At 59.5% G+C, this 24,932-nt stretch carries 26 protein-coding genes; 16 read left to right on the top strand and 10 right to left on the bottom strand.

The genetic code is table 11. The features are described 5' to 3' along the window. Nucleotides 1-51: 51 nt before the first annotated feature. Entirely contained in the window at nucleotides 52-651 is a 600-nt protein-coding gene (gene kefF, locus ONZ54_RS20815) for a glutathione-regulated potassium-efflux system oxidoreductase KefF (RefSeq protein WP_096117690.1), read from the bottom strand. Between the two features lie 261 nt (nucleotides 652-912). Between kefF and ONZ54_RS20810 the strand changes: the two genes are divergently transcribed. The 5 genes from ONZ54_RS20810 (at nucleotide 913) to ONZ54_RS20790 (ending at nucleotide 8,137) form a co-directional block, all read left to right on the top strand. Continuing rightward, nucleotides 913-1,236: a hypothetical protein gene (locus ONZ54_RS20810; protein ID WP_005316500.1), complete on the top strand. Its 324-nt coding sequence runs from the start codon at nucleotides 913-915 to the stop codon at nucleotides 1,234-1,236. A 49-nt stretch (nucleotides 1,237-1,285) separates the two neighbouring features. Continuing rightward, complete coding sequence (locus ONZ54_RS20805; RefSeq protein ID WP_005316495.1) at nucleotides 1,286-1,717, top strand: DUF411 domain-containing protein; 432 nt, start codon at nucleotides 1,286-1,288, stop codon at nucleotides 1,715-1,717. Between the two features lie 234 nt (nucleotides 1,718-1,951). Further along, nucleotides 1,952-4,093: a S9 family peptidase gene (locus ONZ54_RS20800; protein WP_271787059.1), complete on the top strand. Its 2,142-nt coding sequence runs from the start codon at nucleotides 1,952-1,954 to the stop codon at nucleotides 4,091-4,093. A gap of 416 nt (nucleotides 4,094-4,509) precedes the next feature. Further along, nucleotides 4,510-5,481, top strand: coding sequence for a TAXI family TRAP transporter solute-binding subunit (locus ONZ54_RS20795; protein WP_042467466.1), 972 nt, complete (start codon nucleotides 4,510-4,512; stop codon nucleotides 5,479-5,481). Nucleotides 5,482-5,584: 103 nt separating this feature from the next. Continuing rightward, a complete protein-coding gene (locus ONZ54_RS20790) occupies nucleotides 5,585-8,137 on the top strand; it encodes a TRAP transporter permease (RefSeq protein ID WP_113721551.1) in 2,553 nt (850 codons plus the stop codon). 297 nt (nucleotides 8,138-8,434) lie between these two features. Here the strand turns inward: ONZ54_RS20790 and ONZ54_RS20785 are convergent, their stop codons facing one another. Beyond that, nucleotides 8,435-8,587: a hypothetical protein gene (locus ONZ54_RS20785; RefSeq protein ID WP_005316486.1), complete on the bottom strand. Its 153-nt coding sequence runs from the start codon at nucleotides 8,585-8,587 to the stop codon at nucleotides 8,435-8,437. A gap of 174 nt (nucleotides 8,588-8,761) precedes the next feature. Here ONZ54_RS20785 and ONZ54_RS20780 point away from each other — a divergent pair, with 174 nt between their 5' ends. Then, nucleotides 8,762-9,388, top strand: a complete 627-nt coding sequence (locus tag ONZ54_RS20780; protein WP_005316484.1) for a lysoplasmalogenase — start codon at nucleotides 8,762-8,764, stop codon at nucleotides 9,386-9,388. A gap of 121 nt (nucleotides 9,389-9,509) precedes the next feature. Here the strand turns inward: ONZ54_RS20780 and ONZ54_RS20775 are convergent, their stop codons facing one another. Further along, complete coding sequence (locus ONZ54_RS20775; protein WP_271787058.1) at nucleotides 9,510-11,063, bottom strand: DHA2 family efflux MFS transporter permease subunit; 1,554 nt, start codon at nucleotides 11,061-11,063, stop codon at nucleotides 9,510-9,512. Continuing rightward, nucleotides 11,063-12,115, bottom strand: coding sequence for an HlyD family secretion protein (locus tag ONZ54_RS20770; protein ID WP_058394745.1), 1,053 nt, complete (start codon nucleotides 12,113-12,115; stop codon nucleotides 11,063-11,065). The genes ONZ54_RS20775 and ONZ54_RS20770 overlap by 1 nt, the downstream gene beginning before the upstream one ends. 96 nt (nucleotides 12,116-12,211) lie before the next feature. Here ONZ54_RS20770 and ONZ54_RS20765 point away from each other — a divergent pair, with 96 nt between their 5' ends. Both ONZ54_RS20765 and ONZ54_RS20760 read left to right on the top strand, forming a co-directional pair. Beyond that, nucleotides 12,212-13,114, top strand: a complete 903-nt coding sequence (locus ONZ54_RS20765; RefSeq protein WP_017413013.1) for a LysR family transcriptional regulator — start codon at nucleotides 12,212-12,214, stop codon at nucleotides 13,112-13,114. Between the two features lie 114 nt (nucleotides 13,115-13,228). Then, entirely contained in the window at nucleotides 13,229-13,543 is a 315-nt protein-coding gene (locus ONZ54_RS20760; RefSeq protein ID WP_042467471.1) for a putative signal transducing protein, read from the top strand. 14 nt (nucleotides 13,544-13,557) lie between these two features. On the opposite strand, the gene ONZ54_RS20755 is transcribed toward ONZ54_RS20760, so the two are convergent. After that, nucleotides 13,558-14,841, bottom strand: coding sequence for a dicarboxylate/amino acid:cation symporter (locus ONZ54_RS20755; protein ID WP_017412345.1), 1,284 nt, complete (start codon nucleotides 14,839-14,841; stop codon nucleotides 13,558-13,560). A gap of 208 nt (nucleotides 14,842-15,049) precedes the next feature. On the opposite strand from ONZ54_RS20755, the gene ONZ54_RS20750 reads away from it, so the two are divergent. Together ONZ54_RS20750 and ONZ54_RS20745 are read left to right on the top strand one after the other, a co-directional pair. Continuing rightward, nucleotides 15,050-15,295: a YecH family metal-binding protein gene (locus tag ONZ54_RS20750; RefSeq protein WP_271787057.1), complete on the top strand. Its 246-nt coding sequence runs from the start codon at nucleotides 15,050-15,052 to the stop codon at nucleotides 15,293-15,295. Nucleotides 15,296-15,405: 110 nt separating this feature from the next. Continuing rightward, on the top strand, nucleotides 15,406-16,005 hold the full coding sequence (locus ONZ54_RS20745; protein WP_005316467.1) for a YhgN family NAAT transporter: 600 nt from the start codon (nucleotides 15,406-15,408) through the stop codon (nucleotides 16,003-16,005). A 110-nt stretch (nucleotides 16,006-16,115) separates the two neighbouring features. Here the strand turns inward: ONZ54_RS20745 and ONZ54_RS20740 are convergent, their stop codons facing one another. Next, entirely contained in the window at nucleotides 16,116-17,084 is a 969-nt protein-coding gene (locus tag ONZ54_RS20740) for a LysR substrate-binding domain-containing protein (protein WP_270687765.1), read from the bottom strand. 272 nt (nucleotides 17,085-17,356) lie between these two features. Here ONZ54_RS20740 and tatA point away from each other — a divergent pair, with 272 nt between their 5' ends. The 3 genes from tatA (at nucleotide 17,357) to ONZ54_RS20725 (ending at nucleotide 19,484) form a co-directional block, all read left to right on the top strand. Beyond that, nucleotides 17,357-17,518 carry a twin-arginine translocase TatA/TatE family subunit gene (gene tatA / locus ONZ54_RS20735; RefSeq protein ID WP_005316461.1) on the top strand — a complete coding sequence of 54 codons (162 nt, stop codon included), beginning with the start codon at nucleotides 17,357-17,359 and terminating at the stop codon, nucleotides 17,516-17,518. Nucleotides 17,519-17,532: 14 nt separating this feature from the next. After that, complete coding sequence (locus ONZ54_RS20730) at nucleotides 17,533-17,835, top strand: YfcZ/YiiS family protein (protein WP_005316458.1); 303 nt, start codon at nucleotides 17,533-17,535, stop codon at nucleotides 17,833-17,835. A 227-nt stretch (nucleotides 17,836-18,062) separates the two neighbouring features. After that, on the top strand, nucleotides 18,063-19,484 hold the full coding sequence (locus tag ONZ54_RS20725) for an MltF family protein (protein WP_271787056.1): 1,422 nt from the start codon (nucleotides 18,063-18,065) through the stop codon (nucleotides 19,482-19,484). Between the two features lie 24 nt (nucleotides 19,485-19,508). Here the strand turns inward: ONZ54_RS20725 and ONZ54_RS20720 are convergent, their stop codons facing one another. Further along, the gene (locus ONZ54_RS20720) at nucleotides 19,509-19,655 is read right to left on the bottom strand and encodes a hypothetical protein (protein ID WP_005316451.1); all 147 of its coding nucleotides are present in this window, start codon (nucleotides 19,653-19,655) and stop codon (nucleotides 19,509-19,511) included. 78 nt (nucleotides 19,656-19,733) lie between these two features. On the opposite strand from ONZ54_RS20720, the gene ONZ54_RS20715 reads away from it, so the two are divergent. Further along, nucleotides 19,734-20,987 (top strand): phospholipase D family protein, encoded by a 1,254-nt coding sequence (locus tag ONZ54_RS20715; protein WP_271787055.1) that lies wholly within the window; start codon nucleotides 19,734-19,736, stop codon nucleotides 20,985-20,987. Nucleotides 20,988-21,455: 468 nt separating this feature from the next. Here the strand turns inward: ONZ54_RS20715 and ONZ54_RS20710 are convergent, their stop codons facing one another. Continuing rightward, on the bottom strand, nucleotides 21,456-22,574 hold the full coding sequence (locus ONZ54_RS20710; RefSeq protein WP_271787054.1) for an acyl-CoA desaturase: 1,119 nt from the start codon (nucleotides 22,572-22,574) through the stop codon (nucleotides 21,456-21,458). 149 nt (nucleotides 22,575-22,723) lie between these two features. Between ONZ54_RS20710 and fabR the strand changes: the two genes are divergently transcribed. After that, nucleotides 22,724-23,344, top strand: coding sequence for an HTH-type transcriptional repressor FabR (fabR, locus tag ONZ54_RS20705; RefSeq protein ID WP_005316443.1), 621 nt, complete (start codon nucleotides 22,724-22,726; stop codon nucleotides 23,342-23,344). Nucleotides 23,345-23,365: 21 nt separating this feature from the next. After that, nucleotides 23,366-23,731, top strand: a complete 366-nt coding sequence (locus ONZ54_RS20700; RefSeq protein WP_021140174.1) for a YijD family membrane protein — start codon at nucleotides 23,366-23,368, stop codon at nucleotides 23,729-23,731. 35 nt (nucleotides 23,732-23,766) lie between these two features. Here the strand turns inward: ONZ54_RS20700 and ONZ54_RS20695 are convergent, their stop codons facing one another. Then, complete coding sequence (locus ONZ54_RS20695) at nucleotides 23,767-24,081, bottom strand: DUF1145 domain-containing protein (protein ID WP_125608572.1); 315 nt, start codon at nucleotides 24,079-24,081, stop codon at nucleotides 23,767-23,769. Nucleotides 24,082-24,194: 113 nt separating this feature from the next. After that, nucleotides 24,195-24,824 carry a 16S rRNA (guanine(966)-N(2))-methyltransferase RsmD gene (rsmD, locus tag ONZ54_RS20690; RefSeq protein WP_271787053.1) on the bottom strand — a complete coding sequence of 210 codons (630 nt, stop codon included), beginning with the start codon at nucleotides 24,822-24,824 and terminating at the stop codon, nucleotides 24,195-24,197. Nucleotides 24,825-24,932 lie beyond the last annotated feature (108 nt).

Raw genomic sequence — 24,932 nt, 5'->3', positions numbered from 1 at the left:
GTTTAAACGTCTGGTCAGGCTCATGGGGTCGGCCAAATAGCTGCCCGTGTTTCATGAGAGCACCTCCAGCAGATCCCGCAGATAAGATTGCCCCGCGAGCTGATCGGGGGTCAGTTGCTCGTCGCGCAGGGCACACAACAGCTGGCGATAATCCTGGCCACAGCGGCGCAATGCCTCCGGATCCTTGATCTTGTGAAAGGAGTGGAGCACGAACGGGGGCAGCCAGGTCATGCCGCACAGTTGTGCCGTTTGCTGGAACGGCAGCAAAAAGTCGAGCAGCGGGCGGCTGTTGTAGCCTGCGCTGCAATAGGACTCGGGCGCGCCCCCCGTGGTGATGGCACTCAGCCACTGCTTGCCATTGAGGGCATGGGCCTCGGGACCGTAGGCATAGCCGTATTCCAGCACCAGGTCCATCCACTCCTTCATGATGGCGGGGCAGGAGTACCAGTAGAAGGGGTGTTGAAAGACGATGATATCGTGTTCCGACAGCAGGGCCTGTTCCTGTTTCACATTGATGAACATGTCCGGGTAGTGCTGATAGAGGTCGTGAACTGTGACACCCTCCAGCTCTTCGATAGCCTGCAACAGCTGCTTGTTGGCTCTTGAGCTCTGCAGGGCCGGGTGTGAAAAGATAACCAGAATGCGTTTCATGGGGTCATAACCTGAAGACTGAGCCTGGTACTGGCAAAAACCAGTACTGGCGAAAAGAAGATGCATTGAGCGGTGACGTTATCAAGAAGTGCCATGGCCCGCCAGTTCTTGGAGCAGGTCCCGTTACGCAGGACGCGGGGATCCGTGGGTGAATCGCGCCCCGCCAGACTACTTACATCCCGCGAACCATAGAGGGGAGGGCTTGACCCTCCCCCTGGGCCAGAGGTTACCATAGGGCTCTTCTGCTTAATGAGTCATGTCATGGTTCTGACCCGTCGCCAACTCGCTCGCGCCCGCCGCTGGCTCCCCTTGTGGAGTCTGCTGATGGTGCTGATGTCGTTTGGCAGCCGGGCGGCGACTGATCTCTGTACGCTGACCCCCCATTGCAGCCAGAGCGAGCGTACCCTGGAGAAGGCCATGCCGTGTGGCAGCTTTACTGCGGCACTCGCCATGACGGTGCTCACCAGCGACAGCCTGACGGTGGCCGTGCTGGAGCCTGACAGGCCTGAGTTTATTGCCCCTTCCCTGTATACGCCGGATGCGCCGCCCGAGCGGCTGGAGCGTCCTCCCCGTCATCCCGGTTGAGTCGAGTTTCCCCATTTTTTTGGGTATTTCTTCTTATCCGAGGTGAGTCATGTACAAGTCCCTGTTACTGGCCCTGCTGGCCGGCAGTGTCAGCTTCTCCGCCCTTGCTGCGGAGCGGATGACTGTCTACAAGTCCCAGTATTGCGGCTGCTGCAAGACCTGGATCAAGCACATGGAAGAGAACGGCTTTGAGATCAAGGTCGTCGAAACCGAGCAGCTTGAACCCATCAAGCAGCAGTACGGCATCACTCCGCAGCTGGCGTCCTGCCACACGGGTGTGGTCAATGGCTATGTGGTGGAGGGACATGTACCCGCTGCCGACGTGCAGAAGCTGCTCAAGGAAAAACCGGCGATCCGCGGCCTGACCATTCCGGGTATGCCCCAGAGTGCGCCAGGCATGGATATACCGGGTCAGCCCTATCAGGTGCTGAGCATCAGTCATGAGGGCGCGACCAAGACCTGGTCGAGCTATCCCGGCTGACGCAAACTGGTCATGAGCAGACACAACTCCATCATGTGAGGTACACCTGAGCGAATCCGTGTCGCTCATGGTCAGGTTTGAGGGCCACTGTCGCGAGACAGTGGCCCTTTTACGTGTTCTGGCGGGTTTTGCGCTGATAACTTGCAACTGGGGGCGACAAGGGGCAGATTGTTGGCCACACCAAGGAGCCAAGGCTCAGGTTTGCCAACCCTTTTAAAGCGCAAAGGATGCGAGATGTTCACCTTTTCCCGAGGGCTTCTGCTGCTGGCTTGTCTGGCCGCCGTCCCCTGTTCATATGCCAATGATGAGTCCGCCATGCCCACAAGTGACACCCTGATCCAGCCTCCCGCGGCCGCCAAACATCCTCATACCATCAAAAAACACGGGGATGCCCGGGTCGACAACTACTACTGGCTGCGGGATGACGAGCGCCAGAACCCCGAGATGCTGGCCTACCTCAAGGCTGAAAACGCCTATACCGATGCCATGCTCAAGCCGACCCAGCCGCTGCGCGATCAACTCTACAAAGAGATGGTGGCTCGCATTCCCCAGCAGGATGAGTCGGTTCCCTATGTGAAGAATGGCTACCGTTATCAGACCCGCTATGAGCCGGGCAAGGAGTACGGCATCTACTCCCGCACCCGGGTCGGGGAGAAGCACGCCGATGTGATGCTCGACAGCAACCAGCGCGCTGAAGGGCACGAGTTCTACGCCCTGGGCGCCCTGGAGGTGAGCCGCAACAACCGCTGGCTGGCGGTGGCGGAAGATTTCCTCTCTCGTCGTCAGTACCAGATCCAGTTCCTCGATCTGGAGAGCGGCCAGTGGGCCAGCGACAAGTTGGAAAATACCTCCGGCAATCTGGTATGGGCCAACGACAGCAAGACGGTGTTCTACGTGCGCAAGCATCCCAAGACCCTGCTCCCCTATCAGGTCTATCGCCACGAGCTAGGCTCGGATCCGGCGAAAGACACCCTGGTGTATGAGGAAAAAGACGACACCTTCTACGTCAGCCTCTATGCCACCACCTCGGAAGACTTCATCGTCATCGCCCTCTCCAGCACCACAACGGGCGAGGCGCGTCTCATCGACGCCAACGTGCCGACCCAGGCGCCGCGGCTGTTCCTGCCCCGTCAGGTGGATCACGAATACAGCCTGGATCACTACCGTGGCCGCTTCTATGTGCGTTCCAACAAGGACGGCAAGAACTTCGGCCTCTACGAGACCAAAGAGAGCCCGGTCGATCGCTGGAAATCTGTGATAGCCCCCAACCCGGACGTGCTGCTGGATAGCTATGCCCTGTTCAAGGAGTGGCTGGTGCTGGAGGAGCGCAACCAGGGCCTGACCCGACTGCGCCAGATCAACTGGCAGAGCGGCGAGGAGAAGGAGATCGCCTTCGACGATCCCGCCTATGTCACCTGGCTTGCCTACAACCCGGAGCCGGATACCAGCGCCCTGCGCTATGGCTACTCTTCCATGACCACCCCCGCATCCACCTATGAGCTGGATATGACGAGCGGCAAGCGCACCCTGCTCAAGCAACAGCCGGTGGCGGGCTTCAAAGCACAACTGTATGCCAGCGAGAGGCTCTGGATCACGGCCCGTGACGGCGTGTCCGTACCGGTGTCACTGGTCTATCGCAAGGACAAGTTCAAGAAAAACGGCCACAACCCGTTGCTGGTGTACGGCTACGGCTCTTACGGTGCCAGCATGGATCCCGACTTCAGCACCGCCCGTCTGAGCTTGCTGGACAGAGGCTTCGTCTATGCCATCGCCCATATCCGAGGGGGCGAGGAGCTGGGCCGTCACTGGTATGAAGATGGCAAGCTGCTGAAAAAACAGAATACCTTCAACGACTTCATCGACGTCACCGAGGCGCTGGTGGCGCAAGGGTATGGTGCCAAAGAGCAGGTCTATGCCATGGGCGGCAGTGCTGGTGGCCTGCTGATGGGGGCCGTCATCAACCAGGCTCCCCAGCTTTATCGCGGCGTGGTCGCCCAGGTGCCGTTCGTGGATGTGGTCACTACCATGCTGGATGAGTCGATCCCCCTCACCACGGGGGAGTACGACGAGTGGGGCAACCCGAACCAGAAGCGTTACTACGACTACATGAAGGCTTATAGCCCCTACGATCAGGTCAAGGCACAGGCCTATCCCAATCTGCTGGTCACCACTGGTCTGCATGACTCCCAGGTACAGTATTGGGAACCTGCCAAGTGGGTCGCCAAACTGCGCGAGATGAAGACGGATGATAACAAGTTGTTGCTGAATACCGACATGGATGCTGGCCACGGTGGCAAATCCGGTCGCTTCAAGGCTTACGAAGACATAGCGCTGGAATTTGCGTTTATTCTGGATCTGGCCCAAGCCGGCAGCTGAGAAAAGATGACACAGGCCCTTGCACTGCAAGGGCCACAAAAGAATCCACTGTCGGTTTGTATTGCTTTCATCAGGTAGCAGATGGAATTAATCTTTGGTAGAAAAATGAATGATCAACGTCATAATTTTCGATATTTAATTCCATCATTTTGCCATTTTGTTTGATTTGTGTTGGCGGAATGTGCTTAATCGGAGTGCTTATAACTTTTTCTTTGGCCCCTCAGGGGCCAAATTATCTTCAACTGGCACGAGGCTGGTTAACTCACCGCAGGATAGAGGGTGATTTTTGGGAATGGCGTTGCTGCCCAACCCTTTTCTTGCATGAGGCAAGTTAGGCAAACCCTGCGCAGAACAGGGCGTTGTCGTACATTCATCCGGGAATCGGATGAGATAAATCAATGAAAAGGATGGAAAACATGAAAGGATTATCCTTGGCGTGCGCCCTGTCGGCGGCTTTGGTCGGTGCATCGTTTGGCGGCCAGGTACAAGCGCAGGAGCGCTTCGTGACCATAGGTACCGGCGGCCAGACCGGCGTCTACTACGTGGCGGGCCAGTCTATCTGTCGTTTCCTCAATCGCGGCGCTGCCGATCACCAGATCAAGTGCAACGCGCCAGCCAGTGGTGGCGGTGTTGCCAACGTCAACGGCATCCGCAGCGGTGAATTCAACTTCGGCATCATGCAGTCAGATCACCAGTTCAAGGCGATGAAAGGGCTGCCCCCTTTCCAGACCGAAGGGGCCATGGATGATATCCGTGCCGTCTTCTCCCTGCAGAGCGAGGTGTTCACCATTCTGGCTCGCCGCGATGCCAAGATCGCCAGTTTTGACGATCTGAAAGGCAAGCGCGTCAACATCGGCAACCCGGGCTCGGGTCAGCGTGACACCATGGAAGAGATCATGGCGGTCAAGGGCTGGAAGAAGGGTGACTTCGCTCTGGTTTCCGAGCTGAAACCGGCGGAGCAGGCTTCTGCACTGGGTGACAACAACATCGATGCCATGAGCTACTTCGTTGGTCACCCGAACGGTGCCATCCAGGAAGCCTCCACCACCACGGATGCCGTGCTGGTGCCGGTGACCGGCGAGGCTATCGACAAGCTGTTGGCAGAGAAGAGCTACTACACCAAGGCCGAGATCCCGGGTGGCCTCTACAAGGGCAGCGACAAGCCGACCCCGTCCATCGGTGGCAAGGCTGTGCTCTCCACCAGCGCCAAGGCCGATCCGGAAGTGGTCTATCAGCTGGTGAAGTCTGTCTTTGACAACCTGGATCGCTTCAAGCGCCTGCACCCTGCCTTTGCCGACCTGAAAGAGGCCGACATGATCAAGGTAGGGCTCTCTGCACCGCTGCATGAAGGGGCTGCTCGCTACTACAAAGAGCGCGGCTGGCTCTGATTGAGGGCCCAAGGGCCTTTGTCACTCCCTCGACACCCGTTGGCTGCGCTGTTTGTGGCGGCGGGTGTCGTTTTTGTTGTACTCGTTGGCACAAGTTAACCCTATGCAAGATAAACAACTCTCTACCGAGGAACTGATCGCCCAGGATGTGGGCGCTCGTCTGCCGCTTGGCCTCATGGGCTGGCTCATTACCGCCCTGGCGCTGGCATGGTCCCTGTTTCAGCTCTGGATCGCCTCGCCACTGCCCTTCATGCTGGGTTTTGGCGTGCTCAATGATACCGAGACCCGCGCCATTCACCTCACCTTTGCCCTGTTGCTGGCCTATCTGGTGTTTCCGGCGTTTCGTAGTTCACCCCGGGATCGAGTGCCGCTCAGCGACATGGCGCTGGGGCTGATTGCTGCCGGAGCGGCTTCTTATCTGTTCGTGATGTATGAAGCGCTGGCCCTGCGTCCTGGCAGCCTCACCACCTCGGACCTGATCACGGCCTGCATCGGCATCCCCTTGCTGCTGGAAGCGGCACGGCGGGCCCTGGGCCCCGCCCTGGCGGTCATCGCCCTGCTGTTCCTCGTATACAGCCTGGCTGGCCCCTGGATGCCGGGTCTGCTGGCTCACCGCGGCGTGAGCTTCACTGCCCTGGCCAACCACCAGTGGATCACCACGGAAGGGGTGTTTGGCATAGCCCTCGGCGTGTCGACCAGCTTCGTGTTCCTGTTTGTGCTGTTTGGTGCCCTGCTGGAGAGGGCTGGTGCCGGTCACTACTTTATCCAGCTCGCCTTCAGCCTGCTCGGTCACCTGCGCGGTGGTCCGGCCAAGGCGGCTGTGGTGGCCTCCGCCCTGACCGGTCTCATCTCGGGTTCGTCCATCGCCAACGTGGTCACCACGGGCACCTTCACCATCCCCATGATGAAGAAGGTGGGCTTCAGTTCAGAGAAGGCTGGGGCAGTCGAGGTAGCCTCCTCGGTCAACGGCCAGATCATGCCTCCCGTGATGGGAGCTGCGGCCTTCCTGATGGTGGAGTATGTGGGCATCCCCTACGTCGAGATCATCAAGCATGCCTTCCTGCCGGCGACCATCTCCTATATAGCGCTGCTCTATATCGTCCATCTGGAGGCACTCAAGCTGGGCATGGAGCCCATCGGCAACCATCAGCCGAAACCCTGGCTGCGTCGGCTGACCGGCTTCGCCTTCGGCGCAGCCCTCATCAGCGGCCTGTCGCTGGCGGTCTACTACGGCCTGGGTTGGCTCAAACCCGTGCTGGGTGACTATGCGCTGCCGGGCATTTCGTTGCTGCTGGCTGCCACCTATGTGGGCTTGTTGAAGATAGCTGCCAGCAATGAACCGCTGGCGGCGGAAGATCCCGACAAGCCGCTGCTCGAGCTGCCCAACACCCGCGCCGTGCTGCTCTCCGGCCTGCACTTCCTGCTGCCCGTGGTGGTACTGGTGTGGTGTCTGATGGTGGAGCGCCTCTCGCCGGGCCTGTCGGCCTTCTGGGGCACCGTCATGCTGGTCATCATACTGCTGACCCAGCGGCCGCTGCTCAACTGGCTGCGTACCGATGGCAAGCATGACTACGGCTCGCTGCTCGATGGCATGGTGGATCTGCGGGAAGGGCTGGTCGCCGGTGCCCGCAACATGATCGGTATCGGCATTGCCACCGCCACGGCGGGGATCATAGTCGGTGCCGTCTCCCAGACAGGGGTTGGCCTGGTACTGGCGGATCTGGTGGAGTTCCTCTCCATGGGCAACCTGCTGCTGATGCTGCTGCTCACCGCCCTGCTGAGCCTGATCCTCGGCATGGGGCTGCCCACCACGGCCAACTACATAGTGGTGTCCAGCTTGCTTGCACCGGTCGTGGTGACGCTTGGTCAGCAGAACGGCCTGATAGTGCCGCTCATAGCAGTCCATCTGTTCGTGTTCTACTTCGGCATTATGGCGGACGTGACGCCACCTGTGGGTCTGGCCTCGTTTGCGGCGGCTGCCGTTTCCAAGGGTGATCCCATCAAGACCGGCATCACGGCCTTCTACTACAGCTTGCGCACTGCGGCGTTGCCCTTCCTGTTCATCTTCAACACGGATCTGCTGCTGATCGACGTGGACTTTGCCCATGGGGTGCTGATCTTCATTGTGGCGACCATCGCCATGTTGATCTTTGCCGCTGCGACCCAGGGCTGGTTCCTGGTGAAGAGTCGCTGGTACGAGAACATCTTGCTGCTGCTGGTGGCCTTCACCCTGTTCCGTCCCGGTTTCTGGATGGACATGGTGCACGATCCCTACCGCAGTACACCGCCAGCCCAGCTTGCCCGGACCATGGGTGAGGTCGAGGCGGAAAGTACGCTGCGGCTGCGGATCCAGGGTGAGGATGGGGTGGGCAAGGCTCGCCAGTCTACCCTGTTGATTGCGGTACCGGATGGCGCCAATGGTGAAGAGCGGTTGGCGAATCTGGGGCTGACGCTCTATGAGCAGGATGGCAAGACCCTGATCGACAGCGTGACCTTCGGCAGCCCGGCGGCAGTGGCCGGCATGGAGTTTGACCAGGAGATCCTCTCCGTCAAGGCACCTACCGAGCGCTGGTCCAAGGAGCTGATGTGGTTCCCGGGCTTCCTGCTGTTCGGGCTGATCGTCTGGCTGCAACGGCGACGTGTGGTTCACCAATAAAAAATGCTAATAAAAACGGCGCCATCAAGGCGCCGTTTTTATTTTCCCAATCGGGGCTTATTCTTGCGGATCCTGTTCCTGCAGCTGGCTCAGGGTCTGTTGTGCCAGTAAACTGAGGCCCGGCAGCTCGCATGCTAGTCCCAGACGGCACATCGTGAGGGAGGGCTAGTTTGACTGAGCCTGCTGTTGCAACTGATCCAGCGCCTGCTGTTCTTGCGGACTGAGTCCAAGCTGTTCGCAGGCCTGCTCGAAGCTGATCCCCGGTTCTGGAACATCATGATATCCATATCGGGAGGGCTAGTTTGACTGAGCCTGCTGTTGCAACTGATCCAGCGCCTGCTGTTCTTGCGGACTGAGTCCAAGCTGTTCGCAGGCTTGCTCGAAGCTGATCCCCAGATGGCACATCATGATATCGATAGCGGGCAGATAGTTTTTCATTTCGTCTTCCATGGTGATCCTCCAGACCCTTCCTTATGCCCTGACCAGGGCTAGCGGGCAATTAGACTTTAGGCGTAGGCTGCTCATTTGCTGAGCTCCCCTGCCACTGGCCGAGGGAATTTGCTACTCTGCTGCCAGTCAGAAGATGTTGCCGTATGACTGCGAGCAACACGTGAGGAGCAGGGCATGTTATTGAGTTTCTTGATCATCGCATCGGGCTGGTGGCACATTCGTGCGGCCTACGGCTCAGACTCCCGTCAGTTCTATATCAGCAAGCCGCTGACCATGTTGTTCATCATAGCGCTGGCGTTTGGCTATCAGAGCGATGACCATGACGGCTCACACGCCTGGATCCTGCTCGGGCTCTGCCTGTCGCTGGCCGGTGACGTACTGCTGATGTTGCCAAGGGATCGCTTCATTCAGGGACTGGCGGCATTTTTTGTCGCACACCTTTGCTACATAGTCGGCTTTGCCCAGGGACCCCTGGTGTTGAACCTGGTGGATGGCCTCTTGCTGCTGCTGGTGGCAGGCATGGTGTTCGGCCTGCTGTGGGGCCGGTTGGGGGAGATGAAGATCCCCGTCTTCTGTTACATGCTGGTGATCATCGGCATGGCCTGGGTGGCTGCCGGTGCCTGGCACGCCTCCTTGACCGCGGGCAGTGCCGCCGCCCTGGTGGGGGCACTGATGTTCCTCTTTTCCGACAGCATGCTGGCGCTGGACAGGTTCCGGCGTCCCTTTCCTCATGCCACGGCCTGGATCATGAGCAGCTACTTCGCGGCCCAGTTTCTGATCGCAGCCTCCCTGGCGGGGTGAAGCAGAGCCGGTCTCTTTCGTCACTTGCACCTGATCCCTCAGGTTCGCTGACGGGCAGCTGATCACCAGCAAGAATAATGGGCCTGTTGGCCCATTTTTTGTGTCTGTTTTTACGCCTTTGCTATGCCTCGAGCGGCTCGGCATCGGCCGCTCTGGGGGCTGGCTGCTTGAGCAGCAGCATCAGGGCGCTGGCGATGAGCAGGAAGATGCCCATTACGTAGAACACCTGGTTGTAAGCCATGATGGCAGCCTCGCGGCTGATGGTGTTCGACAGCATGGCCTGGGCCTGCTGTTGGGCCAGCTCGGGACCCGAACCCTGCGCCATCATGCTCCGGGCCAGCTGCAGCAGGTAGCTCTGCCCCTCTATGCTGCTGGCGGCCAGCGTGCTGCTGATTTGGCTGACATGGACGCGGGTGTCGTTGTCGATCAGGGTCGCTATGATGGCGATGCCAAAGGCACCCCCCAGGTTGCGCAGCACGTTGAGCAGGGTCGAGGAGGAGGGGATCTCGTCGTGACTCAGGCTGGCTGTCGCCACCAGAGAGAGCGGCACCATGATGAAGGGTTGACCCAGCGCCCGCACTATCAGCGACTGGATAAGCTGGGGGCCGGCGTAGTCGGCACTCATGTTCATGTTCATGAAGCAGCTGATGGCAAATATCAGAAAACCGAAGCTCACCAGATAGCGCGGGTCTATCTTGTGGGTCAGCTTGGGCACCAGCGGCAACACCAGCAGTTGGGGCAGCCCCATCCACATCAGCACCTCACCGATTTCCAGCGCGTTGTAGTTGTGGATCTGCGCCATGTAGAGCGGCAGCACATAAATGGAGCCCATTAGCGCCATGCCGAGCACCAGATAGGCAAAGCAGGCCAGCGCGAAGCGCGGGTTGTGCAGCAGCCGCAGGTTGACCAGCGGATGGCGTCTGAGCAGCTGGCTGATGACGAAGAACACCAGGGCCACCACAGAGATGACGGTGAGCCGCACTATGAAGCTCGAGCCAAACCAGTCCTCTCTGTTGCCCTCTTCCAGCACCACTTCCAGCAGACCCAGTCCCATCGCCATTGTGATGATGCCGATGAGATCCACCTGCTTGATCACTGTCCAGTCGACCGGCTTCTTGTCCAGACCATGGGCCAGCATGGCCATCACCAGCAGGCCGGGCGGTACGTTCAGGTAGAAGATGTAGTGCCAGGAGAGCTGCTCCGTCAGCCAGCCACCCAGAGTCGGACCTATGGCGGGGGCGAAGGTGGCACAGAGGCCGAACAGTGCCATGCCGGTCGCTCGCTTGTGCAGTGGCAGCAGGCTGACGATGAGGGAGAAGGCCATGGGGATCAGCGCCCCGCCGGTGAAACCCTGCAGCGCCCGGAAGACGATCATGCTGGTGAGGTTCCAGCTGAACGAGCAGAGCACGGAGGCGACGATAAAGGCCCCCGTGGTCCACAACAGGTAACGACGCACACTCAGACCCCGACTCAGCCAGCCGCTCAGGGGAATGGCGATCATCTCCGCCACCAGATAGGAGGTGGAGATCCAGGAGCTCTCGCTCAGGGTGGCCGACAGGGCCCCCTGAATATCCTTCAGGGAGGCGTTGGTGATCTGGATGTCGAGGATGGCCATGAAGGCGCCAATGAGGCCCCCCATGACGGCGATCCAGTTGCGACGTGGAATGGGTTCCATCAGTTGGCTGCCACCAGGGCGGCAGGGTCACGGGTATCCACTATCACCTCGGTGGAGAGGCCCGGCAGCAGCTTGCCTGCCAGGGCACCCGGCTCGGGGATGCGGATCTTGACCGGTACCCGCTGCACAATCTTGGTGAAGTTGCCGGTGGCATTCTCCGGTGGCAGCAGGGCGAACCTGGCGCCGGTGGCGGGGGCCAGACTGTCGATGATCCCCTCGACCGGTTGATCCGGATAGGCGTCAAGGATCACTTTGACCTTCTGGCCCGGTTGCATATGGTGCAGCTGGGTCTCCTTGAAATTGGCCTCGACCCACACCTGTTGCAGCGGCACCAGACTGGCGACCTGCATGCCGGACTGAACGTAGAGCCCTGCCCGCAGACTGCGTTTTCCTATGATGCCGTCAGCCGGTGCCCGCAACTCGGTGTAGCTCAGCTCCAGTCTGGCCTGTTCCAACTGCGCCTCGCTCAATGCCAGCCTGGCCTCATTCTGCTTGGCCTCGGCATCCAGCACCAGCAGGCGTTCACGGGCGGCTTGCAGGGCGGCCCTGGCTTCCTGTTCCTGCGCCTGATTGACCTGAAGTCCGGCCCGCACTTCATCCAGGCTGTCTTGCGAGCTGTAATGGCGCTGGTTGAGCTGGCTGACCCTTTGCACCTGTTGTCTGGCGCGCACCTGCTCGGCATTGGCGGAGGCGACCTTGGCCTCGGCCTGACGGATCAGGCTCAGTTGCTGGGTCCGGGTCGCGGCCAGATTCTCGGCGGTCGCCTGATTGAGGTGCAGGTCGGCCTCGGCCTCGGCCACCCTGGTCTTGTACTCCCGATCGTCCAGTCGGGCGATCAGCTGACCGGCCTTCACCGCCTGGTTGTCGGTGACCAGCACCTCACTGATGTAGCCGGGCAGCTTGGATCCGATCCCGGTCACTTCGCTCTGCAGGTAGGCGTTGTCGGTACTCTCGAAATAGCGGCCATGCAGATACCAGTAACCGGCGAACAGCAGGCCAAGCAGGGCCAGCACCATGGCGGCCAGCAGGGGGATTTTCTTGTGTTGGCTCATTTTGGGGATTCCTGAACTTAAGCAGCGCAGGCTAACACTGGCCAACTGTTTCGATTAGTATCCATTAATGAGATATACAGTTTCACTGGTGCAACAATGGATCTGAACGCTGCCTTGATCCTGGTGCGGATCGTCGACAAGGGCTCCTTTACTGGGGCTGCCCAGGATCTGGGCATGACCAAGGCGACCGTGAGTCGCCGTATCGCAGAGCTGGAGCAGCGCCTCGGCGTACGGCTGCTCTACCGCTCAACCCGTCAGCTCACCCTGACCGAGGCCGGTGAGCAATACTATCTGCGCTGCAGCAAGGCAGTGGATGAGCTGGCTCAGGCCGAGCTGATGGTGAGCGCCAGCCAGCAGGAGGTGACCGGCATTCTCAAGCTGGCGGTACCCATCGAGACGGGGCAGCTGGTGGTGGGTCGGCTGGTGGCCAAATTTCTGCAAGTTTATCCGGGACTGCAGGTGGAGCTGGAGCTGACCAATCGCATCGTGGATCCCATCAACGAGGGGCTGGACGCCATAGTGCGCATCGGCGACATGAGCGATTCCAACCTGGCGGCGCGGCGGCTGTGGAGCACTGAGCGGCTGCTGTGTGCCAGCCCGGATTATCTGGCCCGCAGTCCGGCCATCACTCATCCCGAGGATCTGGTGCGCCATGAAAGGGTGGCGGTGAGCAGCGGGTTTCTGGCTTCGCACTGGTGCTTCGAGCTGGATGGAAGAGAGGTGCTGGTTGACCCTCCCTCCCGCTTTAGGGTTAATAATATAACCTGTGCCAGAGAGGCAGCGAAGGCGGGGCTCGGGCTCGCCTCCCTGCCCGCCATGCTTTGCCATGAGGAGCTTGCCAGCGGCGCCCTGGTGCCCCTGCTGCCCGAGTGGCAGCAGCCCAAGGTGCCGATTTATCTGTTGTTCCCGGAGCGGCGGCTGATGCCGCGCAAGTTGCGGGCCTTTATCGATTTTATGGTGGCGCAGGGGGCCGATTACGGGATAGACAACTTGCTGTGACAGACAGGTCAGGGGAAGCCGTGGATCCTGGGATCCAGGTTCGATCCAGAGGATGGAAGAGGGGCATGGTGTCATGCTAGACATGGCATCAACAAGCGGTTGCAGGGGGAAGGCATGGATCAATGGATCAATCTTTATCGGGCTTCCCATTCGCTGGAGGCCCATGCCCTGAAAGGGGCGCTGGAAGTGGAAGGGGTACTGGTGCGACTCAACGGCGAGGCCCTGTCGGGGGCGCTGGGCGAGCTGCCGGTGGATCTGTTGCAGGTGACCCTGATGGTGCGCGAGCAGGATCGCAGCAAGGCAGGACGGGTCATCGAACGTTATCAGCAGCGCCAGGGCAATGGCTGGCTCTGCGGTCAGTGCGGGGAGGAGAACGGCGCCAACTTTGAGGTCTGCTGGCGCTGTCATCACGATCCCCACGATAGTTAATCCCTCACCCTGCCTCAGCGCAGGGTGAAGTCGATATCATCTCCTGCACTGGCGTCGTGATAGGTCGCCAGATCCAGCTCCTTCTCGCTGCGAGCAATCAGTACGGACACCAGAATATCGCCGGACACGTTGACCGTGGTACGCGCCATGTCGAGGATCCTGTCGATCCCGGCGATGAGGGCTACTCCTTCCAGCGGCAACCCTACCGCAGTGAGCGTCAGGGTCAGCAACATGAGCCCTGTGCCCGGTGTGCCTGCGGTACCGATACTGGCCAGGGTGGCGATGCTGATGATGGTCAGGTAATCCACCATGTGCAGATCCACGCCAAATGCCTGGGCCACGAACAGGGCTGTGACTCCCTGGTAGAGGGCGGTGCCGTCCATATTGATGGTGGCGCCGATGGGCAGCACCTTGGCGGTGATGGCGGGTGAGACCCCGAGCCGCTTCTCGGCGCAGGCCAGACTGATGGGCAGTGTGCTGCTGCTGGAGCTGCTGGTGAAGGCCACGGCCTGGGCATCGACGATGCTCTTGAAGTAGTGCAGCGGGTTGAGCCGTGCCAGCAGGATAAGCAGGCTGCTATAGACGCCAAGCACATGGAGCAGGCAGCCGAGATAGACGGCGCCGATCACCTTGAGCAGCGGCAAGAGCAGACTCACCCCGTATTTGCCCGTCATCCAGGCCATCAGGGCGCAGACGCCATAGGGCGCCAGCGCCATGACCATCTGGGTCAGCTTGAACATTCCCTCTGCCAGCGAGGTAAAGAAGAGGATGGCGGGGCGACCGCGTCGGCCTGTGGCGTTGAGGGCGAGGGCGAGGGCGACCGCAAAAACGATCACCTGCAGTATCTTGCCATCCACCATGGCCTGCACCGGGTTGCGTGGTACCAGATGGCTCAGCACGCTGGCCAGGGTTGGCTGTTCCGCCATGCCGACCCGCTCATAGGGCCCCATGTTGGCGCCCATGCCGGGTTCCAGCAGCCAGCCCATCATCAGACCGATGCAGATGGCGATGGCGGTGGAAAAGAGATAGAGGCCTATGGCCTTGCTGCCAATCCGATCCAGGCTCTTGCCCTTGAGCAGGGAGGTGAGGCCGGCGATGACAGAACAGAAGATGAGCGGCACCATCAGCATCTGTATGGTGTTGACGAACAGGACGCCAAGGGGCTTGAGCTGCAACGCCTGTTCACTGAAGCCGAGTCCCAGCCCGATCCCCGTCAACATGCCAATCAGGGTCTTCAACCAGAGGGGACGGCGGGTCCAGATCCGCCAGGGCTTGAAAGCCAATCCATGGAACAGCATGACGCCAATGTCCTTATATTCTGTCTGCGATGGCAAAAAGGGGCGTTAGTGTAGCCATCCCCTTGTCAGGTTGCCACATTATCGACAAAGCGGTACTCACGACCAGCTTGCTATGAGGGAAATCGGCAATTTATTGGCCTATATCAAGGTCACCCCCTTCGGCGCAGGATTTAATAGGCATTAAATATGTTTATTAATGAGGTTTGCTATGACTCAATCGGTACACGGTCACGAGGTGATGGAGATGATGCTGGCACAAGGGGGGCAATTTACCCGTGCCAGCCTCAAGCAGGCGATCGATGAGCACTTCGGTGCCGATGCCCGTTTTCACACCTGCAGCGCGAGCGGGATGGATGCCGAGGCGCTGATCGCCTTCTTGGCACAGCGCGGCAAGTTCATCGAATCAGCGCAGGGTTTCCAGACCCACGCCGACAAGATCTGCAACCACGGTTGACCTTCACGGCGGGCACGTCCTTGGTGCTCGCCGAATCCTTGCCCCTTTGTTAGTATTTCCTCCTGTTTTTCTCTGTCGAAGGCTTGGCCCGGGCATTGCCCTGGAATCGTATGGACACTTTCTCCGCTGCCGTCATGTTGTTTCTGATCATGGATCCGCTGGGTAACCTGCCGGTCTTCCTGTCGATCCTGCGTCATATCGATCCCAAGCGACGGCGCAAGGTGATGATGCGGGAGCTGTTGTTTTCGCTGGCCATCATGATGGCCTTCCTGTTTGCCGGTCAGCAGATCCTCAATTTCCTCAATTTGCGCCAGGAAGCGGTGAGTATCGCAGGCGGCATCATCTTGTTTCTCATCGCCATCAAGATGATCTTCCCGAGCGAGGGTGGGGTGACCGGGCTGGCGGCGGGCGAGGAGCCCTTCCTGGTGCCCATGGCCATCCCCATGATTGCCGGTCCTTCCATTCTTGCCTCCCTGTTGCTGCTGGCAAACCAGGAGCCGACCCGGATGACGGATTGGTCGCTGGCGCTGTTGATGGCCTGGGGTGCCAGCGCAGTGATCCTGATGTTCTACGAGGTATTCAACAAGCTGCTGGGTGAGCGAGGACTCACAGCCGTGGAACGGCTGATGGGCATGCTGCTGGTGATGATTGCGGTGCAGATGCTGCTGGACGGTGTCCACCACTATCTGGCGGTGACGGGTCAGGGCTGACGGTCAGGCTCTCCCCTCGCCAGCACTGATAATCAGGCCAGTCGTTGGCGGCGGTATCCGGCTCACTCATGATGAGGAAGGCTGGGCGTTCTCTTGCTCGGTGCTGATAGTCAGGACGGCTCGGTTGCCGAGGGTTCCAGCTTGCTCATGATGAGGGCGAGCAGTGTCTCCCGTAACCAGCGGTGGCCCGGGTCCTCTTCGTGGCGCTGATGCCAGATGAGCAGGTGGGAGATGCTGTCGAGGGCAATGGGCAGCGGCAGCGGCACCAGCGGATAGACCTGGGTGGCGTGGCGTGCATAGAGTCTGGAGAGGGTCACTATCATGTCCGAGTGCATGCCCATTCGCAGCGCGGCCTCGAACGAGGGCACGGTTGCCTCAATCCGGCGGTAGAGCTCCATCCCCGCCAGCTTGTGATCCAGCATCCAGCGATCCCGTCCCTCGCAATAGGTCTGCACATGGGGATAGGCCAGGTAGCGGGCGAGGTCCCATTCGGGTTCGTGCAGGGCAGGGTGATCGTGCTGCACCAGACAGGTGAGATCATCGATGGCGAGCAGCCGCTGGCAGATGGCGTTGGGCAGGGTATCGAGCCGAAAGTCCGAGCTGATGCAGTTCTCCCGCACCGTGAAGGCAATATCCACCTGACCCTGGCTCATCTCGGTCAGGCTGTTCTCGGTCCACTCCTCGTAGCGCAGCCGTATGCCCGGTGCCTGGCGTTTCAGCTCGCTCAAATAGAGCGGGGCAAACAGGGTGAAGGCGCTGTCCATGCTGGCGATCACAAACTCCCGCTCTGTGCTGGCCGGATCGAAATCCGGCGGCTGGATCAGGTTGTCCAGGGACAGCAGTATGGGTTGCAGTTGCTGTTGCAGCACCAGAGCGCGGGCCGTGGGTTCCAGCCCGTAGGCGGAGCGCACGAACAGGGGATCATCGAAGGTCTCCCGCAGGCGACCCAGGGCCTTGCTGACGGCAGACTGGCTCAGATGCAGGCGACGGGCGGCCCGGCTACCATTCCGCTCTTCCAGTAAAACTTGCAGGATAATCAATAGATTGAGGTCGATACGCCCCAGCTGTTCCAACAACATGATATGAATCCCTTTCAATTCTTAGATGAATTTATACCATTTGTTTTCATATCTTGGCGACCCTATGCTCGGTTCGTCTCTCGCCTTCATGGCGGCTGGTACAGGATGTAGCGGTTGAGGGGACAAGTAGCATCAATTCATACGGCGACCCTGGGTCGCCGTATTTTTTTGGTGATTTATTTGCAAACTTGCACCTGTCTTGATTTTGCCCAACAATCCTTGCGCCTTCTTTTGATACAAACAAAGCGTATCTATCAGTCAGGAGTATCCCGATGGGACTCGGTGGAATTCATATCTGGCATTTGTTGATCCTGCTCGTGGTGGTGGTCGTGGTGTTTGGCAGCAAACGCCTGGCCGGCGCCGGTGAGGATCTGGGCACCGCCATCAGGGATTTTCGTAACGCCTTGCGTGACGATGCCAATCATCCGAAATAAGTAGGAGTGGAAGTATGTCTGTAGACGAGAAAGTTGAATTGAACGAAACCTGCGACAGCTGCGGCTGTTTTGCCGAGATCGGCACCATCATTGGTGAAGGTGACGATCTGATGGAGCTGGTGATCGAAGCTGCAACAGAAGCCGATGCCCGCGCCAAGCTGGCGGCCTATGAGGCGCTGGCCAAGCAGGTGACTGCCGAAGCCATGATCAGCAGCGAGCTGAGCCAGGGTGCCAGCGGCGTGATCCTGAAGGCCCGGCTGCAATTCACCTGCACCGCCGAAAAGCTGATTTTCGAGCTGCGCGCCCGCTCTATCTGAGCCCGGTAGTGACACGGCGGGTTCGCCTGCCGTGTTGACCCTTCTGCTGTGGGTCTGCGTTCTATAGTTAGTTATCCCACAGACGGTTTGCCCGGCGGGAGTCGGCCAACAGAAGGCGTACACATGATGACGCGGCGAGATCTCTGCCGTGAATCCCACCTTCTATAACGACTTATCCTGCTGACCAACAGTCCGGTGCTACCTGGTCCACAGAAGGCGATTACATCATGATGCAGCGATGGATCTGGGGCCTGCTGGCCCTCTGGTGTCTTCCTCTGCTGGCGGCGGACCTCAAGCCACAGCGCTTGCCCCAACCCGGGGATCTCGAACATATACTGCAAAAGAAAGAACTCAGGGCCCTGGTGGTCTATGAGCGGGGTTTCTTTTTTCTCGATAAAGGCGCCCAGCACGGCATTCTGGTCAATCAGCTGCAGGGTTTCGAGCGCTGGCTGAACCAGACCTACCTCGCCAGGGAGCAGATCAAGCTCAAGATCATCTACATACCGGTGCGCCAGGACAAGCTGCTGGACTACCTCACAGAGGGGCGTGGCGATCTGGTGGCGGCCAACATGACGGTGACCCCGACCCGGCGCGAGCAGGTGGCCTTCTCCAATCCGGTGATAGCCCCCATCGAAGAGTGGATCGTGAGTCAGCACGCTCTGCCGACGTTCAACCGTATCACCCAGCTTTCCGGCCGGCGCGTCTGGGTGCGGGCCAGCTCCAGTTATTACGAGAGTCTGCGCCAGCTCAACTGGTTGTTTCGAGAGCTGGGGCTTCCCCCCATTTATATCGAGACTGTCCCCGAATACCTGCAGGATGTGGATCTGCTGGAGATGGTGGCGGCAGGTATAATACCCCTCACAGTGACCGACAGCTTCAAGGGGCGCATCTGGCTTGGCATGATCAGCGGCCTCAGGGCACACAAGCTGATCCCGCTGCGGGATAATGGCCGCAGTGCCTGGGCCCTGCGTAAAAACAGCCCCGAGCTGCTCAAGGCGGTCAACGGTTACCTGGCCGATACGGGCAAGCACTCCCTCTACAACGACATGACACTGCGCCAGTTGCTGGTGCGCAGCGACCAGATGAGCAATATTCTGGCGCCCGATCCCATGGGGCGGCTGTCGACCATCCGCAAGGTGCTTGAGCAGTATGCCGACAAGTATCAACTGGACTGGCTGATGCTGGCGGCACTGGCCTACAAGGAGTCTGGGCTCAATACCGGCGCGCGCTCGGGACGGGGGGCCGTGGGGATCATGCAGCTGTTGCCGAGTACCGGCAGCGAGGTGGGCATACGTGGCGCCAGATTAGCCAGTCTGGAGGGCAATGTGGAGGCGGCTTGCCGCTATCTGCGGCTTATCCTGGACACCTATTTCAACGATCCTGCGCTGGATCAGCTCAATCGCCACCTGTTTGCACTGGCAGCCTATAATGCCGGACCGAACCGGGTACAGGCACTCAGGGCCAAGGCGCAAGCCGCCGGGCTGGATCCCAACGTCTGGTTTGGCAACGTGGAGCAGCTGGTGTCCAACGAGGTGGGGCAGGGCCCCATCAACTACGTCAGTACCATCTACAAGTACTATGTGGCCTATCGCTTCAGCCTGCCACAACTGGAGGGCAAGGCGGCCGCCATAGAGGCGGCCCGGCCCTGATCACCCCACCGGTCAGGGGGATCTTTAGTGGGGCTGCTCGGGAGAAGAAAAGGGTTCCCAGCCCTGATCCCTGTGTTGCAGATACCAGGGTGTCAGCTGACCGGTCGGGGAGGGATCCGGCTGGCTGGCTTGCGGTCGATAGCTGATGGCGGGGCGATCACTGAGTTCCATGGTAAATTCCTTTATCCACATTCCAACGAGGCCTGTAGCCAGCGTTATGCCATTCCTCCATGACAAGCAGATGACGCCATGATCCCGGGTGAGTTTGCACTGATCGACCAGCCCGAACTGGCACTCAAGGTGCGTTGCCAGATGATCCGTAACGCCCGCAGCCGGATCCAGGCCCAGTACTACAGCTGGGAAGAGGACAGCAGCGGCAAGCTGTTGCTGTCCGAGTTGCTGCACGCAGCCCGGCGCGGGGTGCGGGTACAGCTGCTCATTGACGACCTTTATGCCGGTGACAACCGTTTTCTGGAGATAGTCGCGCGTCAGCCCGGCATAGAAGTACGGCTGTTCAATCCGTTCTGGTTGCGGGGCTGGCGTCCGCTGACCCTGCTGCTGGAGGGGCTGCTCAGCTTTCGCCGCATCAATCACCGCATGCACAACAAGTTGCTGCTGGTGGATGGCAGTCAGGCAGTGATCGGTGGCCGCAACATAGGTGACCGCTACTTCGGGCTGGGCGGTACGCCCCGATTCGTCGATCTGGACCTCGCCTGCCGCGGCCCTGTCTGCCAGCAGGCAGAACAGGGCTTCGACCAATTCTGGCGCAGCCGCTGGAGTCACCCGATCCGCCGCCTGTTGCGCCGTCCCCTGCAGCGGGCCGAGGTGACAGTGGTGAACGACTTCCTGCTCACAATGACAGATCCGCACGTTGCCGCAGTCTACGACCTGCCTGCCAGTCTGTTCGAAGCCGAGCCCGTCTCCCTGACCTGGCATCAGGGGCGGGCCGAGGTGTGGTTCGACCGACCCGGCAAGGGGCTGGTGTCGCGACCGACCACGGCGCCCCTGCTCTGGCGCAAGCTGGCTGACAACGCGGGCTCCCTGAAGTTGGTGAGTCCTTACCTGATCCTGACCCGGGGGTTGCGCCGTCGGCTCAGGCAGCAGCGCCAGGCTGGGGTGAATATCGAGATCCTCACCAACTCCTTGGCCAGTACGGATGTACCCCTGGTGTATGGTGCTTACCGGCGCCATCGTCCCTGGATGATCCGGCAGGGGATAGTGCTGTCCGAGCTGGAGGGGGATACCCTCAGCCTGCATGCCAAGTTGATCCTGATCGGGGACGGGGAGGCGCTGCTTGGCAGCTTCAATCTGGATCCTCGATCCCTGATGCTCAACACCGAATTGATGTTGCATCTCGAGTGCCCAGCGCTCTGCGCCGAGCTGCAGCAGTGGCTGACGCACTGGCAGCAGCTGTCTGCTCATTCAGTGGCTGCGTCTCACTCAACCCTGCGCCGGCTGTTGGCGAAGATGAGTGACTGGTTGCCCTTGCAGCGCTGGTTGTGAGCGTGTGCGAGATCTCGTAAAGCCTTGTGCGCCTTAGAGGATAACGTTTGCCATCCAAAGGCGATATTCTATCTTATCGTATTGTTTTTAATCAGATTGTTCTTGTGTAGGAATCCTGGTAGCGAACTGTCGCTTGCATGGCAGACTGAATAAAACGGTTTTTTATTTTATTTAAGTGCGTAATATTTCAATCGCAAGGACAAACACGGCGGCTCGTCCGTCGTGTGGAAAAAGGTCGTGAAGGGAACCGCCAGTTGGATCGCTCCAGCAGGCACCTGATTCGGATGGGTAGCGGAAACTCAAGAAACAGGGCAGAACCCGGCAGGACCGGACTCCAATATGGAACATGCTATTTGCGAGGGGGTGACATGGAAATGTCACCCCATTTTTTATGGCCAGACCCCAAGTTTGTGCCCATAAAAAGACCGCCGGTTGGCGGTCTCTGTGTGCTGTGGCGGGGCCTGTAACTCAGGCGATGCCCGCCAGCAACCGGCTCCAGTTGCGCTTGCTGGCAACGAAGCCGTCGTGCAGGTTGCGATACTCCAGTTGCAGTTTCAGCTTGTCGTAGCGGGCCAGCGCCTTGCGTTTGCGCTGCTCCAGCAGAGACTTGCGGCTGGCATAGTAGAGCTGCAACTGCTGGCTCAGTTTGTCGTACTCCTCCTGCAACAATGCCTGCCACAGTTCCCTGTCTTCGCGTTTACGCAATTTGGCCTGGGCGCGCTTGAGTTGCATCTCAAGTCTTGCCTGTTCGATCCGCTCTTCCGGGCAGGACCTCAGATCCCGGGCCAGCCCGCACCAAGAGGCGCTGCGGATCAGCCACTTGGTGGGATCGAACTGCCACCAGCGGATGCCGTTGCGGTAGTCGTTTTCGAACAGGTGGTGGAAGTTGTGATAACCCTCGCCGAAGGTGAAGAGGGCCAGGATGCCGTTGTCCCTTGCCGTATTGCGGTCAGTAAATGGCTGACTGCCCCAGATGTGGGCCAGGGAGTTGATGAAGAAGGTGGTGTGGTGGGTCATCACCATGCGCAGCACCCCTGCCAGCAGCAGCATGCCGAGCAGATCGCCGTGGACAAGCCCCAGCAGCAGCGGAATGCCCAGATTGGTGGTCAGGGTCAGCGCCAGATAGTGCTTGTGTTGGAAGGCAACGATGGGGTTGTTCTGCAGATCCCGCACGTTGCTGTAATCGTTATAGATCTCGCGTTGGTACTCGCGCAGCATCCAGCCAATGTGGGAATACCAGAAGCCGCGACCCGCGCTGTAGGGATCCTTCAGGTTGTCATCCACATGGCGATGGTGACGGCGATGATCGGAAGACCAGTGCAGGGCCGAGTTCTGCAGGGCGAGGGCGCCGCCGATGGCGAAGATCCACTGCAGGATCCGGTGGGCCTTGTAGGCCTTGTGCGACCAGAGGCGGTGATAACCGGCTGTGATGGAGATGCCGCTGTAACAGAACAGCAGCAGGAAGCAGCTCCACTGCCAGAGGTCATAGCCATGGGTCATACCGTACCAGGGCACGGCGATCAGTGCGGTCAGCCCGGAGAGGGCAAACAGCAGGGTGTTGGTCATGATGATAGGTGGGCGTTCCATCTCACTCGGTTCCTTTCAGCGAACAGCTGTGCGCCATTCTCCATGTAGCAAGAATTCGGGTCAATGGTAAAAAAGTAGGAGACAAACCTGATCCTGGCTCGGCCTTCGGGTTATCATTTGGCCTCGATAACCTGAAGGTGACTGTTTTCGTGGGTATTCGCGCGCAACAAAAAGAAAAAACCCGGCGTACTCTGATCGATGCGGCGTTCAGCCAACTGTGCGCCAATCGCAGTTTTTCCAACCTCAGTTTGCGGGAAGTCGCTCGGGAGGCCGGCATAGCACCGACCTCCTTCTATCGCCATTTTCGCGACATGGAGGAGCTGGGCCTGACGCTGGTGGATGAAGGGGGCCTGACCCTGCGCCAGTTGATGCGTCAGGCTCGCCAGCGCATCGCGGGTGGTGGCAGTGTCATCAGCACCTCGGTGCAGACTTTCATGGAATTCGTCGAGAACAACCCGAATATCTTCCGGCTGCTGTTGCGCGAGCGTTCCGGTACCTCGGCTGCATTTCGTCAGGCGGTGGCGCGGGAGATCCAGCACTTCATCGCCGAGCTGACTGACTACCTTGAAGCGACCTCGGGGGCTCCGCGGGAGGAGGCCTACATCCAGGCCGAGGCCATGGTGACTATCGTCTTCAGCGCAGGTGCCGATGCGCTCGACATGACCAGCGAGGAGTGTCGGGCCTTGTCAGATCGCACCATACGCCAGCTGCGCATGATCGCCATGGGCGCCGAGGTTCAGAACCAGAAGCGCCGTGAACCTCTCTCTTAAGTCAACAGGATGGACAGCTCCATGCATGACCAGAATCTGATCCCGAAGAAACCCCTGCTGCTGGCCCTGCTCGTTGGTATCTGTGGCGATGCTTCCTTGTCGGCCCTGATCGAGCCTGCGGTGCCCTTCTCCTTCTTTCCCATGATTGCCCTGGTGCTGGCGGCTTATCAGCTCTATCAGCACTACCGCCATGTCTCGCTGGAGGGCAATACCCCGGTTTGCATGCTGCTCTGCTTCTTCATCGGCGGGTTCGGGCATGCGGCGCTGGTCAAGGTGCAGTATCCCGAGCTTGGCAGCAATTTCTTCTCGCTCATCATGATGCTGTTGCTGCTCGCCGTGTTGTCGATCAAGCTGGGTATCAGTGTGGGGAAAAAAGAGAAGGAGTGACCAGCACTCCTTCCTGAACCATGACAGTGCCGGCATCAGTCGGCGCTGTTGATATCTGTACCGTGCTGTTTGGCTTCTATGATGGCTTTGAGTCGGGCGCGGATATCAGCCATGCCGAAGACGCCGAACACCAGTATCAGTATGACTTCGAGCCGGGTGACCACGAAGTAGGGTTTGCAGGCAGACTTGACCATGCTGGCCTGCACCAGGTGGACCAGGGCGATGAGCAGGCCGCAGATCGGCAAAAGATCATTCAGCTTGCCGGGTAGCGGAGCCACCAGACTGACCAGCACGCCGAACCAGAAGAACAGGGTCAGCCCCATCGCCAACAGATTAAACATCCGCTTCATTGCTCACCTCCCGCAGATAGAGTTGATAGCAGACCTGACCGGCCTGCTTGCCTTTGAGTCGTTGCCCAAATTGACGGGGAGGGGCCAACGCTAGTCCCCTTCCTACACGGAATTTAAACCGCAGCGTCATTCTTGGTGTCCCGCAGATAGAGTTGATAGCAGACTTGACCGGCCTGTTTGTCCTTGAGCAGTTGCCAGCTGGCGGGCAACGCCAGGTCGGTCATCTCTTTCTCCCGCTCCAGATAGATCAGAGCATCCGGTGCCAGCCAGCCGTGCTGTTCCAGCAGATCGCACACCCGGGGCAGCAGCTCGCGCCGAAACGGCGGATCCAGGAACACTAGGTCGAACGGGGTGGCCGGGCCTTGCAGCCAACTGACGGCATCGGACTGGATCACCAGGCCCTTGCTGCTGCCAAGGGCGGTCAGGTTCTTTCTGATCTGGTCGGCGGCACCTTTGTCCATCTCGACCAGAGTGACCTGCTCGGCATAGCGCGACAGCGCCTCCAGCCCCAGGCCGCCGCTGCCGGCAAACAGATCGAGACAGCGAACGCCACGCACATGGGGAGCCAGCCAGTTGAAGATGGTCTCCTTGACGCGATCCGTGGTGGGTCTGAGCCCTTCCACATCCTTGACCGGCAATTTTCGGCCCTTCCACTGGCCGCTGATGATTCTTACAAAGCCCGATTTCCCCTGCGGGGCCGGGCTCTTGTTCGGGATGTTACGGCTGGGTTTCACTCTGGGCATCGCGTTTCGTCGTCAGAAAATAAAGTGGTAGTATAAGGCGGTTCATTTTTATGCCGACCCGCCGAGGGACGGCTATCTTAGCAGTCAGCCAACGAAGTGAGTATTTTT

Origin of the sequence: Aeromonas salmonicida (genome assembly GCF_028355655.1) — a bacterium.
GTDB classification, from domain to species: Bacteria; Pseudomonadota; Gammaproteobacteria; order Enterobacterales; family Aeromonadaceae; genus Aeromonas; species Aeromonas salmonicida.
The sequence above is the reverse complement of the archived record's forward strand: the minus strand, read 5'-3'. Positions and strand labels throughout refer to the sequence as shown.

Bases quoted from the DNA above. Each gene is read 5' to 3' on its own strand.
- kefF (WP_096117690.1), bottom strand. From the start codon at position 651: ATGAAACGCATTCTGGTTATCTTTTCACACCCGGCCCTGCAGAGCTCA.
- ONZ54_RS20810 (WP_005316500.1), top strand. From the start codon at position 913: ATGGTTCTGACCCGTCGCCAACTCGCTCGCGCCCGCCGCTGGCTCCCC.
- ONZ54_RS20805 (WP_005316495.1), top strand. From the start codon at position 1,286: ATGTACAAGTCCCTGTTACTGGCCCTGCTGGCCGGCAGTGTCAGCTTC.
- ONZ54_RS20800 (WP_271787059.1), top strand. From the start codon at position 1,952: ATGTTCACCTTTTCCCGAGGGCTTCTGCTGCTGGCTTGTCTGGCCGCC.
- ONZ54_RS20795 (WP_042467466.1), top strand. From the start codon at position 4,510: ATGAAAGGATTATCCTTGGCGTGCGCCCTGTCGGCGGCTTTGGTCGGT.
- ONZ54_RS20790 (WP_113721551.1), top strand. From the start codon at position 5,585: ATGCAAGATAAACAACTCTCTACCGAGGAACTGATCGCCCAGGATGTG.
- ONZ54_RS20785 (WP_005316486.1), bottom strand. From the start codon at position 8,587: ATGGAAGACGAAATGAAAAACTATCTGCCCGCTATCGATATCATGATG.
- ONZ54_RS20780 (WP_005316484.1), top strand. From the start codon at position 8,762: ATGTTATTGAGTTTCTTGATCATCGCATCGGGCTGGTGGCACATTCGT.
- ONZ54_RS20775 (WP_271787058.1), bottom strand. From the start codon at position 11,063: ATGGAACCCATTCCACGTCGCAACTGGATCGCCGTCATGGGGGGCCTC.
- ONZ54_RS20770 (WP_058394745.1), bottom strand. From the start codon at position 12,115: ATGAGCCAACACAAGAAAATCCCCCTGCTGGCCGCCATGGTGCTGGCC.
- ONZ54_RS20765 (WP_017413013.1), top strand. From the start codon at position 12,212: ATGGATCTGAACGCTGCCTTGATCCTGGTGCGGATCGTCGACAAGGGC.
- ONZ54_RS20760 (WP_042467471.1), top strand. From the start codon at position 13,229: ATGGATCAATGGATCAATCTTTATCGGGCTTCCCATTCGCTGGAGGCC.
- ONZ54_RS20755 (WP_017412345.1), bottom strand. From the start codon at position 14,841: ATGCTGTTCCATGGATTGGCTTTCAAGCCCTGGCGGATCTGGACCCGC.
- ONZ54_RS20750 (WP_271787057.1), top strand. From the start codon at position 15,050: ATGACTCAATCGGTACACGGTCACGAGGTGATGGAGATGATGCTGGCA.
- ONZ54_RS20745 (WP_005316467.1), top strand. From the start codon at position 15,406: ATGGACACTTTCTCCGCTGCCGTCATGTTGTTTCTGATCATGGATCCG.
- ONZ54_RS20740 (WP_270687765.1), bottom strand. From the start codon at position 17,084: ATGTTGTTGGAACAGCTGGGGCGTATCGACCTCAATCTATTGATTATC.
- tatA (WP_005316461.1), top strand. From the start codon at position 17,357: ATGGGACTCGGTGGAATTCATATCTGGCATTTGTTGATCCTGCTCGTG.
- ONZ54_RS20730 (WP_005316458.1), top strand. From the start codon at position 17,533: ATGTCTGTAGACGAGAAAGTTGAATTGAACGAAACCTGCGACAGCTGC.
- ONZ54_RS20725 (WP_271787056.1), top strand. From the start codon at position 18,063: ATGATGCAGCGATGGATCTGGGGCCTGCTGGCCCTCTGGTGTCTTCCT.
- ONZ54_RS20720 (WP_005316451.1), bottom strand. From the start codon at position 19,655: ATGGAACTCAGTGATCGCCCCGCCATCAGCTATCGACCGCAAGCCAGC.
- ONZ54_RS20715 (WP_271787055.1), top strand. From the start codon at position 19,734: ATGATCCCGGGTGAGTTTGCACTGATCGACCAGCCCGAACTGGCACTC.
- ONZ54_RS20710 (WP_271787054.1), bottom strand. From the start codon at position 22,574: ATGGAACGCCCACCTATCATCATGACCAACACCCTGCTGTTTGCCCTC.
- ONZ54_RS20700 (WP_021140174.1), top strand. From the start codon at position 23,366: ATGCATGACCAGAATCTGATCCCGAAGAAACCCCTGCTGCTGGCCCTG.
- ONZ54_RS20695 (WP_125608572.1), bottom strand. From the start codon at position 24,081: ATGAAGCGGATGTTTAATCTGTTGGCGATGGGGCTGACCCTGTTCTTC.
- rsmD (WP_271787053.1), bottom strand. From the start codon at position 24,824: ATGCCCAGAGTGAAACCCAGCCGTAACATCCCGAACAAGAGCCCGGCC.